General features: G+C 56.5%; 17 protein-coding genes. 13 read left to right on the top strand and 4 right to left on the bottom strand.

Translation table 11 applies throughout. The features are described 5' to 3' along the window. Positions 1–140: 140 nt before the first annotated feature. On the bottom strand, positions 141–1,103 hold the full coding sequence (gene mdh / locus ACR0DS_RS08725; protein ID WP_267363196.1) for a malate dehydrogenase: 963 nt from the start codon (positions 1,101–1,103) through the stop codon (positions 141–143). Positions 1,104–1,264: 161 nt separating this feature from the next. On the opposite strand from mdh, the gene ACR0DS_RS08720 reads away from it, so the two are divergent. Continuing rightward, positions 1,265–2,020 (top strand): sulfite exporter TauE/SafE family protein, encoded by a 756-nt coding sequence (locus tag ACR0DS_RS08720; protein WP_267363195.1) that lies wholly within the window; start codon positions 1,265–1,267, stop codon positions 2,018–2,020. Here the strand turns inward: ACR0DS_RS08720 and ACR0DS_RS08715 are convergent, their stop codons facing one another. Next, entirely contained in the window at positions 2,021–2,326 is a 306-nt protein-coding gene (locus ACR0DS_RS08715) for a hypothetical protein (protein ID WP_480486649.1), read from the bottom strand. A gap of 169 nt (positions 2,327–2,495) precedes the next feature. Between ACR0DS_RS08715 and ACR0DS_RS08710 the strand changes: the two genes are divergently transcribed. The 12 genes from ACR0DS_RS08710 (at position 2,496) to ACR0DS_RS08655 (ending at position 11,640) form a co-directional block, all read left to right on the top strand. Then, a complete protein-coding gene (locus ACR0DS_RS08710; protein WP_480558809.1) occupies positions 2,496–3,353 on the top strand; it encodes an HpcH/HpaI aldolase/citrate lyase family protein in 858 nt (285 codons plus the stop codon). 6 nt (positions 3,354–3,359) lie between these two features. Beyond that, the gene (locus ACR0DS_RS08705) at positions 3,360–3,914 is read left to right on the top strand and encodes an NnrU family protein (protein ID WP_480558811.1); all 555 of its coding nucleotides are present in this window, start codon (positions 3,360–3,362) and stop codon (positions 3,912–3,914) included. A gap of 12 nt (positions 3,915–3,926) precedes the next feature. After that, the gene (locus tag ACR0DS_RS08700) at positions 3,927–4,133 is read left to right on the top strand and encodes a DUF1737 domain-containing protein (RefSeq protein ID WP_480538983.1); all 207 of its coding nucleotides are present in this window, start codon (positions 3,927–3,929) and stop codon (positions 4,131–4,133) included. Then, entirely contained in the window at positions 4,133–5,161 is a 1,029-nt protein-coding gene (locus ACR0DS_RS08695; protein WP_480558813.1) for a MaoC family dehydratase, read from the top strand. The genes ACR0DS_RS08700 and ACR0DS_RS08695 overlap by 1 nt, the downstream gene beginning before the upstream one ends. Positions 5,162–5,215: 54 nt before the next feature. Further along, entirely contained in the window at positions 5,216–5,878 is a 663-nt protein-coding gene (locus ACR0DS_RS08690; RefSeq protein ID WP_480558815.1) for a DUF1194 domain-containing protein, read from the top strand. Positions 5,879–6,093: 215 nt separating this feature from the next. Beyond that, positions 6,094–6,480 carry a succinate dehydrogenase, cytochrome b556 subunit gene (gene sdhC / locus ACR0DS_RS08685; protein WP_480475098.1) on the top strand — a complete coding sequence of 129 codons (387 nt, stop codon included), beginning with the start codon at positions 6,094–6,096 and terminating at the stop codon, positions 6,478–6,480. 13 nt (positions 6,481–6,493) lie between these two features. Then, on the top strand, positions 6,494–6,865 hold the full coding sequence (gene sdhD / locus ACR0DS_RS08680) for a succinate dehydrogenase, hydrophobic membrane anchor protein (protein ID WP_480475100.1): 372 nt from the start codon (positions 6,494–6,496) through the stop codon (positions 6,863–6,865). A gap of 18 nt (positions 6,866–6,883) precedes the next feature. Further along, the gene (sdhA, locus tag ACR0DS_RS08675; RefSeq protein WP_480558817.1) at positions 6,884–8,689 is read left to right on the top strand and encodes a succinate dehydrogenase flavoprotein subunit; all 1,806 of its coding nucleotides are present in this window, start codon (positions 6,884–6,886) and stop codon (positions 8,687–8,689) included. Positions 8,690–8,785: 96 nt separating this feature from the next. Then, complete coding sequence (locus ACR0DS_RS08670; RefSeq protein ID WP_480558819.1) at positions 8,786–9,412, top strand: sulfotransferase; 627 nt, start codon at positions 8,786–8,788, stop codon at positions 9,410–9,412. 31 nt (positions 9,413–9,443) lie between these two features. Further along, positions 9,444–10,223 carry a succinate dehydrogenase iron-sulfur subunit gene (locus ACR0DS_RS08665; RefSeq protein ID WP_152456842.1) on the top strand — a complete coding sequence of 260 codons (780 nt, stop codon included), beginning with the start codon at positions 9,444–9,446 and terminating at the stop codon, positions 10,221–10,223. A gap of 122 nt (positions 10,224–10,345) precedes the next feature. Then, entirely contained in the window at positions 10,346–10,486 is a 141-nt protein-coding gene (locus tag ACR0DS_RS08660) for a hypothetical protein (protein WP_480483162.1), read from the top strand. Positions 10,487–10,776: 290 nt separating this feature from the next. Further along, positions 10,777–11,640, top strand: a complete 864-nt coding sequence (locus ACR0DS_RS08655; protein WP_480483164.1) for an urea carboxylase-associated family protein — start codon at positions 10,777–10,779, stop codon at positions 11,638–11,640. 24 nt (positions 11,641–11,664) lie between these two features. On the opposite strand, the gene deoD is transcribed toward ACR0DS_RS08655, so the two are convergent. Both deoD and ACR0DS_RS08645 read right to left on the bottom strand, forming a co-directional pair. Then, positions 11,665–12,375: a purine-nucleoside phosphorylase gene (gene deoD / locus ACR0DS_RS08650; RefSeq protein WP_480558821.1), complete on the bottom strand. Its 711-nt coding sequence runs from the start codon at positions 12,373–12,375 to the stop codon at positions 11,665–11,667. A gap of 18 nt (positions 12,376–12,393) precedes the next feature. Beyond that, positions 12,394–12,711 (bottom strand): H-NS histone family protein, encoded by a 318-nt coding sequence (locus tag ACR0DS_RS08645; protein ID WP_267363820.1) that lies wholly within the window; start codon positions 12,709–12,711, stop codon positions 12,394–12,396. Positions 12,712–12,826 lie beyond the last annotated feature (115 nt).

Below are 12,826 nucleotides of genomic sequence, written 5' to 3'. Positions count from 1 at the left end.
ATCCTGCACAGTTTTTTGAAATCACATTCGAAAAAAGGGATTTGCGACGTTTGCGCCAACATATGCGGCCGGGTTCCGCGGTGGCAAATGAAAACCGGCCCACAATTGGGCCGGCCTCAAATTCAAATTGTCTGGCAGTTTTACGCCAGTGAACTGTCGATGCCTTTGCATGCCTCGATCAGGCCTTTCACGGCGTTGACCGAATTGTCGAAACCGGCTTGCTCGTCTTCGTTCAGCTTGATGTTTACGATGCGCTCGACGCCACCAGCGCCGATGACAGTCGGCACCCCGACATAAAGGCCGTTAACACCCAACTCACCGCTGCAGTACGCCGCACAAGGCAGAACACGCTTCTGGTCTTTCAGATAGGCTTCGGCCATTTCGATCGCCGAAGTGGCGGGCGCGTAATAAGCCGACCCGGTTTTCAGCAGGCCTACGATTTCCGCGCCACCATCACGGGTGCGCTGTACGATGGCATCCAGCTTTTCTTGCGAGGTCCAGCCCATTTCAACCAGATCAGGCAGCGGGATACCGGCAACGGTCGAATAACGAACCGACGGCACCATGGTGTCGCCATGTCCGCCTAATACGAACGCGGTTACATCGCGCATCGAGACGTTGAACTCTTCCGACAGGAAATGCGCGAAACGTGCTGAGTCCAGCACGCCAGCCATGCCGCAGACTTTGTTGTGCGGCAGGCCCGAGAATTCGCGCAGCGCCCAGACCATGGCGTCCAGCGGGTTGGTGATGCAGATCACGAACGCATCGGGCGCATGCGCTGCGATACCTTCGCCGACCGACTTCATGACTTTCAGGTTGATGCCCAGCAGGTCATCGCGGCTCATGCCCGGTTTGCGGGCTACGCCTGCGGTCACGATGCAGACATCCGCGCCGGCGATATCGGCATAGTCGCTGGTGCCTTTCATCGAAGCGTCAAAGCCTTCGGACGGGCCGGATTCGGCGATGTCGAGCGCCTTGCCCTGTGGCAATCCGTCAGCAATGTCAAACAGGACAACGTCACCCAGTTCTTTGACAGCTGCAAGATGCGCAAGCGTGCCGCCGATGTTCCCCGCGCCGATCAGCGCAATCTTGGGTCTGGCCATTTGGAATATCTCCGGTCGGTTTTGAAATCGCGGCTGTGCTAGTCGCTAAAACGGCATTAGGCAAGAGTTCTGCGACGTGGCATACAACCGCATACCGTTTGCGAGACCCCATGTGGTTGCGCTAAAGGGCCTTTGAGACAAGCCAAAACCGGGACCGGTGCATGTTTGAATTAAACCTGATGTTTTTTGCAGTGGCGATCCCGGCGGTGATATTTGCGGGTATCTCAAAGGGCGGTTTCGGCTCGGGCGTGGCTTTTGCGTCATCATCGATTCTGGCCTTGATCCTAACGCCCGGGCAGGCCCTGGCCCTGATGCTGCCGATTCTGATGGTGATCGATGTGGCCACTTTGGGCCCTTATTGGAAGCGGTGGAGCTGGAGGGATGCGCGCCTGCTGATCCTGGGTGCTGTACCCGGTGTGGCAATGGGGGCATGGCTTTACCGCTCAACGGATGATGACCTGCTGCGCCTGCTGATCGGCGGCATCTCGGTCGGGTTCGTGATCTGGCACATCGCACAGTCAAAAGGCTGGGTGCGCGGGTTTGCCAGACGGTTGCCACCCTCCGCTGGCCTGTTTGCAGGGCTGGTCGCGGGCTTCACCAGCTTCGTCAGCCATGCCGGAGGCCCTCCAGCTGCCGTTTACCTGTTGTCCCAACGGCTGACAAAGACCGAGTTTCAAGCCAGTACGGTATTGGTTTTCTGGGTGATTAATATCGCGAAGTTTGTACCCTACGCTTATCTGGGCATGTTCACGTGGCAGACGGCATGGGCCGATATGCTGTTAACACCGTTTGCTGTTCTCGGTGCGTGGCTGGGCGTCCGCGCACATTTCATGTTGTCCGAACGCCTGTTCTTTGGAATTGCTTATGTGCTGCTGACCCTCACAGGCAGTAAACTGATCTGGGACGCACTTACCTGATCAGGCGTTCGGGGGCAGCGCTTCGGCTACAGCCTCAAAAGCTTGCCCCGAAGCGACGAGGCAGGTGACCCCGTTGGGCAAGGTCACCGTGATGGTCCAGCTGCCGCTTTGAGCTGAGGCGAAAAGTTCCATGACTGCGCCTTGCTGGGCCAGACCAAAGCCCCTGCGCGTTTCGCCATAAGTGTCGGTCAACCTTCTTAGCACATCCTCTCGCGGTGCGCAGTTTTGCCCCTGGGCCTGTGCCTGTTGTGCCGCCAGAACCATGATCCCAAGTCCCATCGTCATCTTGAACATTGTCTTTCGCATCCCGAATCCTTTCGGTTCCCTCTGCTGGTCAGGGTGCGGCGTAGGGGCCGAAATTCAGTTAAGGCAAAGCACGTTGCGCCCTGTTTGCTGCGGTGCGGCAATTTTGGGCTTGAACTTTCCGGTAAAAAATGCCCCATTCCGCGCAACTTTATTTCAATGGGAGTGGTCCATGGATCCTCGTCAGCGCCCCTATCGTTCGGTTCTCTATATCCCTGGGTCCCGGGAGAGGGCTTTGGAAAAGGCCCGCATTCTGCCGGTAGATGCAATCATCTTCGATCTGGAAGATGCGGTCGCGGCCGACGAAAAGGACAATGCGCGCGAAACGCTTAAGGCGGCCTTGGCTGCCGGAGGTTACGAGTCACGCGTCAAGATTGTCCGGATAAACGGGTTGGACACCGAATGGGGCCGTGCGGATGCCGAGGCTGCGCGCGAAATGGATGCCGACGTAGTCCTGTTGCCTAAAGTGAATTCGGCGGCTGACGTGGATGCGCTGGCTGCGATCACCGGAGATTTGCCGATCTGGGCCATGATGGAAACCCCGCGTGGAATTCTGAACGCGGCAGAAATTGCCGCGCATCCGCTGATGGCCGGATTCGTGATGGGAACAAATGATCTGGCGAAAGAGTTGCAAACCCGCTTCCGCCCAGATCGCCTGCCTATGATGTCCTCGTTAGGGCTGTGCTTGCTGGCCGCCAAGGCCGAAGGGCTGATTATCATCGACGGCGTTTACAACGCCTTCAAGGATGTCGAAGGTCTGGCTTTCGAATGTGCGCAGGGCCGCGATATGGGCTTTGATGGCAAAACGCTGATCCACCCGGCCCAGGTCGAAGTGGCAAATACCGCCTTCGCGCCATCGGATGACGAGATCGACCTGGCTCGCCGCCAGATTTCGGCCTTTGAAGAGACCGAGGCCCTTGGCCAAGGGGTCGCTGTTGTCGATGGCAAGATTGTCGAAAATCTGCACGTTGTAACTGCCCGCGAAATTCTGGCAAAAGCAGAGGCGATATTAGCTTTGCAAGCGGGGTAGGCCAGCATGGGCTTTGTTCTTCTGATCTTGGGTGTGGCGCTGTGGTGGGGGGCGCATCTGTTCAAACGTGTGGCACCTGAACGCCGCGCCGCAATGGGTGACGCGGGTAAAGGCGCTGTTGCCCTGGCATTGGTCGCGTCGATCCTACTGATGATCTTCGGGTATCGCATGACCGACTTCATCCATGTTTGGGCGCCGCCAACCTTTCTGGTTCACGTCAACAACCTGTTGGTTTTGATCGCGATTTATATGATGAGCCCTGCGGGCACAAAAGGCCGGCTGCTGAACAAGCTGCGCCACCCGATGCTGGGCGGGTTCAAACTGTGGGCTTTTGCGCACCTGTTGGTGAACGGCGATCTGGCCTCGATCATCCTGTTTGGTGGCCTTCTGGCCTGGGCGGTGGTCGAAGTCATTGTAATCAACAAGTCTGAACCCGAGTGGACCCCGGCAGAGCCTGGCACTTACGGCAAGGATGCGATGTTCTTTGTGGCTTCGATCGTTCTGATGGGAATTATCGGATACATCCACGGGCTGGTTGGCCCATCTCCGTTCAGCTCATAAGGATTTGATTTGATGTCGAAACTTTATCGCTTGCTGACCGAAGAAGACACTTCGGCCTTCTGTCACAAGGTGTCCGACGCCCTGTCAAAGGGATGGGAGCTGTATGGCGACCCGGCTTACGCCTTTGATGCCAACGGCAACGTAATGCGTTGTGCGCAGGCCGTGACCAAAGAGGCCGAGGCCGACTATTCCCCCGACATGAAACTGGGACAGCAGTAATGGCGAAAACAAATCCGGGCCGATTTTTCGAGGGCTATTCTGTAGGGCAGGTGTTGCAGCATGCAGTACCTCGCACCGTGACCGAGGGAGAGCGCGGCTTGTATCACGCGCTTTATCCCGCACGTCATGCGCTTTACTCTTCGGATGAGTTTGCTCGGGACTGTGGGTTGCCGGAAAGCCCGATTGATGATCTGGCCGCGTTCCACATCGTGTTCGGCAAAACCGTGCCTGACATTTCCTTGAACGCGGTTGCCAATCTTGGCTATGCCGAAGGCCGTTGGCTGAAGCCCGTTTATGCTGGCGATACGCTGCGATCCGTATCAGAGGTTATCGGCCTGAAGCAGAATTCCAACGGAAAAACCGGTGTTGTCTGGGTTCGCACCCGCGGGTTGAACCAATTGGACGAGGTGGTTCTTGAATATGTGCGTTGGGTCATGGTGCGTAAGGCAAAAATGGATGCACCCGCGCCCGAGACGGTTGTTCCTGATTTGAAGGCTGTACTTGATCCGCAGGACCTGACCGTGCCGGAAGGGCTCGATTTTGCAAACTACGATTTTGCCCTCGCGGGCGAGGTGCATCGCTGGGGCGATTATGAGATCGGTGAAACCATCGATCATGTGGATGGTGTCACCGTCGAAGAGGCCGAACATATGCTGGCCACACGTCTGTGGCAGAACACCGCCAAGGTGCATTACGACCTGACGTTCCGTCCCGAAGGGCGGCTCATTTATGGTGGGCATGTAATCTCGATGGCGCGGACTTTGTCCTTCAATGGCCTTGCAAATGCGCAGATGATTGTCGGCTTGAATGGTGGTGCCCATGCTAACCCGTGTTTTGCGGGTGATACGATCAAGGCATGGTCCGAAGTTCTGGACAAAGCGGAAACCGGGGTTGCCGGCATAGGCGCTGTGCGATTGCGTCTGGTCGCGACCAAAGGCGGTGATCCGTTCAAGCTGAAGAACGAAGAAGGGCGTTACCTGCCAGACGTTCTGCTGGATCTCGATTATTGGGCTTTGATGCCCAAATAGGTGATCTGACGGATATGTGACGCCACGGCTTGCAAGGCGTGATAGGTTTGCACAATGAACCTGCTACGCGCAATATTGGCCAGCGTCACTCTGGCACCGGCGGCTCAGGCCTGCGATCTGGCCTTGGCTTTAGCCGTGGATGTTTCTGGTTCAGTCGATAGCAGCGAATATCGCATTCAGATGGATGGGTTGGCCGCAGGTTTGCGCGACCCGATCGTGTCCGAGGCGCTGGTGCGGGGGCAGGCGCGGCTGATGCTGGTGCAGTGGACCGGCTCATCGCGCCAGCGGATCACTATTCCCTGGACCCATATCGATAGCTTTGCCACGCTGGATCAGTTCGCAGGCCAGGTTGCTGCCGATCCGCGCATCTGGCGGAATTTTTCGACGGCTATCGGCGAGGCGCTTCAAATGACCCTGAGTTCATTCGATTCGGTTTCCGACTGCCGACGGCATCTGATTGACCTGTCAGGGGACGGTGTGTCCAATGAAGGGATTGAACCTACACGGGTACATGCGGCCCTGCGCGCCGAGGGAATCGTTGTCAACGCGCTGGCTATTGAGGAAAGCGAACCGGACCTGACGGCATATTTCTTTGAGAATGTCATCGTAGGCGAAGGTGCCTTTGTCGTTTCTGCCACCGGGTTCGCGGATTACCCGGAACGAATTCGTCGAAAACTGCTGCGCGAAGTGACGCAGCAAACGGCAGACCTGAAATGACGGCTTGAGAGATTCGTGATCACATCTCTTCGGCCTTGAAAACGCTAACATTGACAGTGCGGAATGTGATATGTGATCACGAGATTATTTTGTGTGATCACATAATTGAATTATCCGTATAATTGAGCGCAATTTGATGGTTTTTGCACTCGCAGCACGTGACAGTGTCGCAAAAACCATTAAAACGTTCGGTAGCCAACCGAAAAGGAGCCGCCATGGCCGATGTAAATCGGGGCAATCGCCCACTTTCGCCGCATCTGTCGATTTATCGCCCGCAGCTGACGTCGATCACGTCCATCCTGACGCGCATCACCGGTAACGCCCTTCTGCTCGCAGCTCTGTTGATCGTCTGGTGGTTTCTGGCCGCTGCAACCTCGCCCGAGGCCTTTGCCGTAGCGAATGGGGTAATAACCTCGATGCTTGGAGACCTTGTGATGGCGCTGTCCGTTTGGGGGCTTTGGTATCACACGCTGGCCGGTGTGCGGCATCTGATCTGGGACAATGCAGTTGGTCTGGATATTCCGACAGCGACCAAAATGGGTTGGGCTGTTGTTATCGGATCGGTCGTCTTGACCCTTCTGACCCTTGTCCTCGTCGCGTGATTGGAGGCCTGACATGCGTTATCTGACCGACCGCAAACGCGCCGCTGGACTTGGCTCGGCGAAATCCGGTACTGCCCATTTCTGGGCGATGAAAGTCAGCTCGGTTGCTTTGCTGATCCTTGTGCCGTTGTTTGTATTCACCTTTGGCCCGATCCTGGGCCAGCCATTCGAGGTCGTTCTCGACTACTACTCGCGACCTTTCCCAGCCATCGTGGCAGCACTGACGCTGGCGGTTGGCTTCAAACACTTCGCGGACGGTGCGCAGGTGATGCTTGAAGATTATGTTCACGGCACGCTTGAAAAGGTCCTGATCATTCTGTTGACCTGCTTGTCTTATGGCGCGGCTGCGGCTGGCATCTTTGCCGTCGCTCGCATTGCCCTTTAATTCCCGGAGCTGAAAGAAATGGCTGCATACGAATACGAAACGCATGAATATGACGTGGTCGTTGTCGGTGCCGGTGGGGCCGGTCTGCGGGCAACACTGGGTATGGCGGAACAGGGTCTTCGCACGGCTTGCGTAACCAAGGTTTTCCCAACCCGTTCGCATACTGTGGCCGCTCAGGGCGGTATCGCCGCGTCGTTGTCAAACATGGGGCCCGACCACTGGCAGTGGCACATGTACGACACTGTGAAAGGCTCGGATTGGCTGGGCGATACCGATGCGATGGAATACCTAGCTCGGGAAGCGCCCAAGGCTGTTTACGAACTGGAGCACTATGGCGTTCCGTTCAGCCGAACCGAAGAGGGTAAGATCTATCAACGCCCGTTTGGTGGTCACACCACTGAATTCGGCGAAGGCCCGGCAGTCCAGCGCACCTGTGCCGCTGCGGACAGGACCGGCCACGCGATCCTTCATACGCTGTATGGCCAGTCGCTGAAGAACAATGCCGAGTTTTATATCGAATACTTCGCCATCGACCTGATCATGTCCGATGACGGCCAGTGTCAGGGTGTTGTCTGCTGGAAGCTGGACGATGGCACGATGCATGTCTTCAATGCCAAGATGGTTGTGCTGGCGACCGGCGGGTATGGCCGCGCCTATTTCAGCGCGACCTCGGCCCATACCTGCACCGGTGACGGTGGCGGTATGGTGGCCCGCGCGGGCTTGGCGCTGCAGGATATGGAGTTCGTTCAGTTCCACCCGACCGGCATCTACGGATCGGGCTGCCTGATCACCGAAGGCGCGCGTGGCGAGGGCGGTTACCTGACCAACTCGGAAGGCGAACGGTTCATGGAGCGTTACGCGCCCCAGTATAAGGACCTCGCACCGCGCGATTACGTCTCGCGTTCGATGACCTTGGAAATCCGCGAAGGTCGTGGTGTCGGTGCGGAAGGAGATCATATTCACCTGAACCTCAGTCACCTCCCAGCCGAAGCTTTGGCAGAACGTCTGCCCGGCATCTCGGAAAGCGCCAAGATCTTTGCCGGCGTGGATGTCACCAAGGAACCGATCCCGGTTCTGCCAACCGTGCACTATAACATGGGCGGTATCCCCACAAACTATTGGGGTGAAGTTCTGAACCCAACGGCCGAGAACCCGACAGCTGTGGTTCCGGGTCTCATGGCAGTGGGCGAGGCCGGTTGCGCCTCGGTTCACGGCGCGAACCGCTTGGGCTCGAACTCGCTGATTGACCTCGTGGTCTTTGGCCGCGCGGCGGCGATCCGGGCAGGCAAAGTTGTGGATGCAGAAGCTGCGAACCCGGTTCTGAACCAGGCATCGGTCGATAAGGCCTTTGACCGGTTCGACGCGGTGCGCAACGCCAGCGGTTCCATCGCGACCGCCGAGTTGCGGCTTGAGATGCAGAAAACCATGCAGGCGGATGCTGCCGTGTTCCGTACCGCCAAGACCATGGCCGAAGGCGTCGAGAAGATGACGGCAATCGCTGCCAAGATGGACGATCTGAAAGTCACCGACCGGTCGCTGGTCTGGAACAGTGACCTGATGGAAACGTTGGAGCTGACCAACCTGATGCCCAACGCGCTGGCTACGATCGTCGGCGCCGAGGCGCGCAAGGAATCCCGTGGTGCCCACGCGCACGAGGATTTCTCTGCACGTGATGACGAAAATTGGCGCGTTCATACGGTTAGCCGGGTCGAAGGCAACAAGGTTGAGCTCAGCTATCGTCCCGTGATCGTCGATCCGCTGACGACCGAAGACGAAGGTGGCATCAGCCTGAAGAAAATCGCGCCCAAGGCACGTACGTTCTAAAAGGCTCGGACAGCAGGCAATGGTGAGCAAGCGCCAAATACACACGAAGACCGCAACGGCCATTGGCCAGCGGTCGATCCGTGTCCGGTGCTTGTCATGACGGTCGAGGTCCTGCAATCCGGTTCAGGCGATCCCAAGATTATCCTGATCGGGCTGAACCGCTGTGCGACGACCTCGTTTCACAGGCTGTTCAAGAACAGCGGGATACCGTCAGTTCATTGGGAAGATGACCAGGGTCGAAATCTTGCGCACCGGATGTTGACCAACATTGCCATGGGGCGACGACCACTGGACGGGTTCGGAGCGGTGCGGGCCTTCACTGACATCGCTTTCGTCAACTCCCGCTTCATGGTGGACGGGGCGCGTTTCTTCCGTGAATTGCATGCTGCTTACCCGGATGCCTATTTCTTGCTGAACACACGGGACAAGGATGACTGGATTGTTTCGCGTGCCAACCATTCCGGTGGCGGGTATCTGGATCGGTGCTGCAAAGCCAATGGCCTGAGTGTGGATGAAGTGAAACACGGCTGGGCGCATATGTATGATGTGCACCATGCCGAGGTAGAAGCCTATTTTAACGGCAACCCGCGCTTCCTGTGCTTTGATATCGACTGTGATTATCCGCAACGCGTTGCGGACTGGCTCGCGCCGGATTTTGACGTGAACATCGCCCATTGGGGGCGTTATAACCAAGGGGCGTCCCAGCGCGCCCGGACAGGCTGAAAGGCGGCCTTGTGCTGAATGGAGAATTGACATGGTTCAACTGACCCTGCCCAAAAATTCCCGGATTACGACCGGCAAGACCTGGCCAAAGCCGGATGGCGCGACCAATGTGCGCAAGTTCCAGATCTATCGCTGGAACCCGGATGATGGTCAGAACCCCCGTGTCGATACCTACTTTGTCGATATGGACACGTGCGGGCCGATGGTTTTGGACGCGCTGATCAAGATCAAGAACGAAATCGACCCGACCCTGACATTTCGCCGTTCATGCCGCGAGGGTATTTGCGGCTCGTGCGCGATGAATATCGATGGGATCAACACGCTAGCCTGTATCTATGGCATGGATGAGATCAAGGGCGACGTGAAGATCTATCCGCTGCCGCATATGCCTGTGGTCAAAGATCTGATCCCTGATCTGACCCATTTTTATGCCCAGCATGCGTCGATCATGCCGTGGCTGGAAACCAAGACCAACCGTCCTGCAAAGGAATGGAAGCAGTCGATCGAAGATCGGAAAAAGCTGGATGGTCTCTATGAGTGTGTGATGTGCGCCAGCTGCTCGACCTCTTGCCCCAGCTACTGGTGGAACGGCGACCGGTATCTTGGCCCCGCTGCTCTGTTGCACGCATACCGCTGGATCATCGACAGCCGGGATGAGGCCACGGGTGAGCGCCTGGACGAGTTGGAAGATCCGTTCAAGCTTTATCGCTGCCACACCATCATGAATTGCGCCAAGACCTGTCCCAAAGGTCTGAACCCGGCCAAGGCGATTGCCGAGATTAAAAAGATGATGGTCGAACGCGCGGTATAATCACCTGCACCGAATTGCGGCAAACGCATGTCGATCTTGCAAAATAAGGCGATGTAGCCCCGGCTGCATTGCCTTATTTTTCGCTCAGGGAGGAGTGATGAGTTTAAGTCAGGATCACTCCAATGAATGCAAACACATCCAAACAAAAAATCGACACTAAAGAAGCGCTGAAACTGCTGGAGCAGGCATGGGCCTACTACACGCCGGAACCGGTTAAAGCCGACAAAGAGCCCGAGCTGTTCGAATACGCAAACGCGGCCTGATCCAATACGACAGCCCTTGAAAAACTTCGGTCAATCGGCAAAGCAGAGGAATGCCTGTTCTTCTGCTTTTGTTGGCCGCCGGAGTGTTCGCCTATTTTTTCTGGCGGTCGCGCCATTCCACGCTGACACGGGATTGTCGTTGGCGACAGGACAGACGCCATGGCATCTGGCGGTGTAGCTTTTGTGGAGCGGCAGTCGCTGCGCCGGACCAACCTATGCGCTGTCTTAAGGCAAGTGATGGTTGAGAATAGGGCTTTTCGCGAGCCATAGAATCCGCCACTCTGCACGCCATGACCGGTTCTGAGAATACTGCCCGCCCCCCAGAAGATGCCGAAGCCCGTCGTTCGGTCGCCCCTGTCATTTGTTATCCGAACGATGCCTTGCCGCGACCAGATTTGCCCTGGATCAGATCTGTACGCCAACGGGCAGTCCAAACCGGCGAAGTCCTGGTTCCTCCGCGTGAGGCGCGCTGTTTTGATGTACCTGCCGGGCATTTCTTTCGTATCACATCGGTTGAAGGACCGCAGGTTGGCGATTTGAACCTGTGGAACCGCAATGATTTGTCCGAGCGCTTTTATTCCGGAAAAACGCGGGCTCTGCATGGCACGCACCTGACCACCGGAGAGCGGATGTGGTCCAGTTTCCCACATCTGCGGCCGATGGCCACGATCATAGCGGATACACTGGAATGGTACGGGATCGATACCCATGGGGGGTCGGTTCATGACGTGATTGGCACGCGTTGTGATCCATATACGGGCAATTTGCTGTCCGGCACGCAGTATCATCATTGCTGCCATTCCAACCTGACCCGCGCGTTGGCGGATCATCTGAATATCCCGATGGATGAGGCCGAACCCGCGGTGCACGACGTTCTGAACGTCTTCATGTGTACTGGTTTCACTCGGGATACTGGTCAGTATTTCATGAAAGCATCGCCCGTTCGCCCCGGCGACTATCTGGAATTCTTTGCCGAAATCGATCTGCTTGGCAATCTCAGCGCCTGTCCGGGTGGGGATTGCTCGTCCGAGCATTCCTCGGACACCGCCGCGTGTTATCCCTTGTTGGTCGAAACATTTGCCGCGACGGTCACAGACCTGGATGGCTGGGAAAGCCCGGCGCGCAATGGCTATGATCGCACGCACGGGCGTTAGGATCGGCGGGCACCCACCTTACTGCTAGTTGCCCGGGAATGCGGCCTGTAGCGCGATTTCCACCATGTCTCCAAAGCTGCTTTCACGTTCCGAGGATGGCAGAGCCTCTCCCGTCAGAAGGTGATCGGAAACGGTGAGAACTGCCAGAGCACGACATTTGTGGCGCGCTGCCAGGATATAGAGCTCGGCCGCCTCCATTTCGACGCCGAGAATCCCGTGACGCACCATCTGTTCGTTCAGGTCCGGGCGCTCATCATAGAAAACGTCCGAAGAATAAATCCCACCGACATGGGTAGGGGTTCCTTTGGCAGCCGCCACCTTCGCGGCCGCCTGCAACAAGCTCCAATCGGCGCAGGGCGCAAAATTCAGTTCTTTCATGATACCGCGTGACGGCGTACTCAGCGTCGTCGAAGTCATTGCCAGAATGACGTCTCGAATTTTGACACTGTCCTGCATTCCGCCACACGACCCAATTCGGATCAGGGTTTTTGCACCGTAATCGCGAATTAACTCGTTTACGTAAATGGAGAGCGAGGGCATTCCCATGCCGCTACCCTGTATCGTTACAGGATTTCCCTTCCAATTTCCGGTAAACCCAAGCATTCCCCGGACGTTGTTGACCTGTTTCACATCGTCCAAAAACGTCTCGGCTGCCCATTTCGCCCGATAAGGATCTCCGGGTAATAGGACAGTTTCTGCAATTTCGCCTTTTTCAGCGCCGATATGAATTGTCATTGTTTCGCTCCGCCCTGATCAGATTTCTAGATCGGAAATATCGGCGCCCGCCTGCAACGCGTCATGCACCCATTTCGGTTTGCGGCCACGACCTGTCCAGGTTTGTTCCGGATTGCCAGGATTGCGGTATTTTTCTTTTGTTTTCTTTTGCTTGGATGCGCGGGGTGCATCGCCTGAAAGTTCGGACAGCGAATACCCGAATTCTGCGGCAGCTTTTTCTGCGGCTTTCAAAGCCTCACGGCGCTCGCGTTTTTCCGCTCCTACCAAGGCTTTTTCGACATCGTCGCGCAATGCCAAAAGGTCTTTGCGCGACATTTGTTCAAGATTGAACCCCATCATTCATCTCCAAAGGATATATTTTACGGTACACTTGAGCGCGCACCGTAATTCTAGCGAATGGTTTATTCCATCCCAAATATCCAAAGGGAAGAAACGGGGAATTAAGGTTCTA

The organism is Ruegeria sp. AF5 (assembly GCF_056541905.1).
This window is presented reverse-complemented; position numbering and strand designations above follow the sequence as displayed.

What these genes read in the sequence shown, in the direction of transcription:
- ACR0DS_RS08705 (WP_480558811.1), top strand. Translation starts at nt 3,360, where the DNA reads ATGGGCTTTGTTCTTCTGATCTTGGGTGTGGCGCTGTGGTGGGGGGCG.
- ACR0DS_RS08715 (WP_480486649.1), bottom strand. Translation starts at nt 2,326, where the DNA reads ATGCGAAAGACAATGTTCAAGATGACGATGGGACTTGGGATCATGGTT.
- ACR0DS_RS08695 (WP_480558813.1), top strand. Translation starts at nt 4,133, where the DNA reads ATGGCGAAAACAAATCCGGGCCGATTTTTCGAGGGCTATTCTGTAGGG.
- ACR0DS_RS08665 (WP_152456842.1), top strand. Translation starts at nt 9,444, where the DNA reads ATGGTTCAACTGACCCTGCCCAAAAATTCCCGGATTACGACCGGCAAG.
- sdhC (WP_480475098.1), top strand. Translation starts at nt 6,094, where the DNA reads ATGGCCGATGTAAATCGGGGCAATCGCCCACTTTCGCCGCATCTGTCG.
- ACR0DS_RS08690 (WP_480558815.1), top strand. Translation starts at nt 5,216, where the DNA reads ATGAACCTGCTACGCGCAATATTGGCCAGCGTCACTCTGGCACCGGCG.
- ACR0DS_RS08670 (WP_480558819.1), top strand. Translation starts at nt 8,786, where the DNA reads ATGACGGTCGAGGTCCTGCAATCCGGTTCAGGCGATCCCAAGATTATC.
- ACR0DS_RS08660 (WP_480483162.1), top strand. Translation starts at nt 10,346, where the DNA reads ATGAATGCAAACACATCCAAACAAAAAATCGACACTAAAGAAGCGCTG.
- ACR0DS_RS08720 (WP_267363195.1), top strand. Translation starts at nt 1,265, where the DNA reads ATGTTTGAATTAAACCTGATGTTTTTTGCAGTGGCGATCCCGGCGGTG.
- ACR0DS_RS08710 (WP_480558809.1), top strand. Translation starts at nt 2,496, where the DNA reads ATGGATCCTCGTCAGCGCCCCTATCGTTCGGTTCTCTATATCCCTGGG.
- deoD (WP_480558821.1), bottom strand. Translation starts at nt 12,375, where the DNA reads ATGACAATTCATATCGGCGCTGAAAAAGGCGAAATTGCAGAAACTGTC.
- ACR0DS_RS08700 (WP_480538983.1), top strand. Translation starts at nt 3,927, where the DNA reads ATGTCGAAACTTTATCGCTTGCTGACCGAAGAAGACACTTCGGCCTTC.
- sdhD (WP_480475100.1), top strand. Translation starts at nt 6,494, where the DNA reads ATGCGTTATCTGACCGACCGCAAACGCGCCGCTGGACTTGGCTCGGCG.
- sdhA (WP_480558817.1), top strand. Translation starts at nt 6,884, where the DNA reads ATGGCTGCATACGAATACGAAACGCATGAATATGACGTGGTCGTTGTC.
- ACR0DS_RS08655 (WP_480483164.1), top strand. Translation starts at nt 10,777, where the DNA reads ATGACCGGTTCTGAGAATACTGCCCGCCCCCCAGAAGATGCCGAAGCC.
- ACR0DS_RS08645 (WP_267363820.1), bottom strand. Translation starts at nt 12,711, where the DNA reads ATGGGGTTCAATCTTGAACAAATGTCGCGCAAAGACCTTTTGGCATTG.
- mdh (WP_267363196.1), bottom strand. Translation starts at nt 1,103, where the DNA reads ATGGCCAGACCCAAGATTGCGCTGATCGGCGCGGGGAACATCGGCGGC.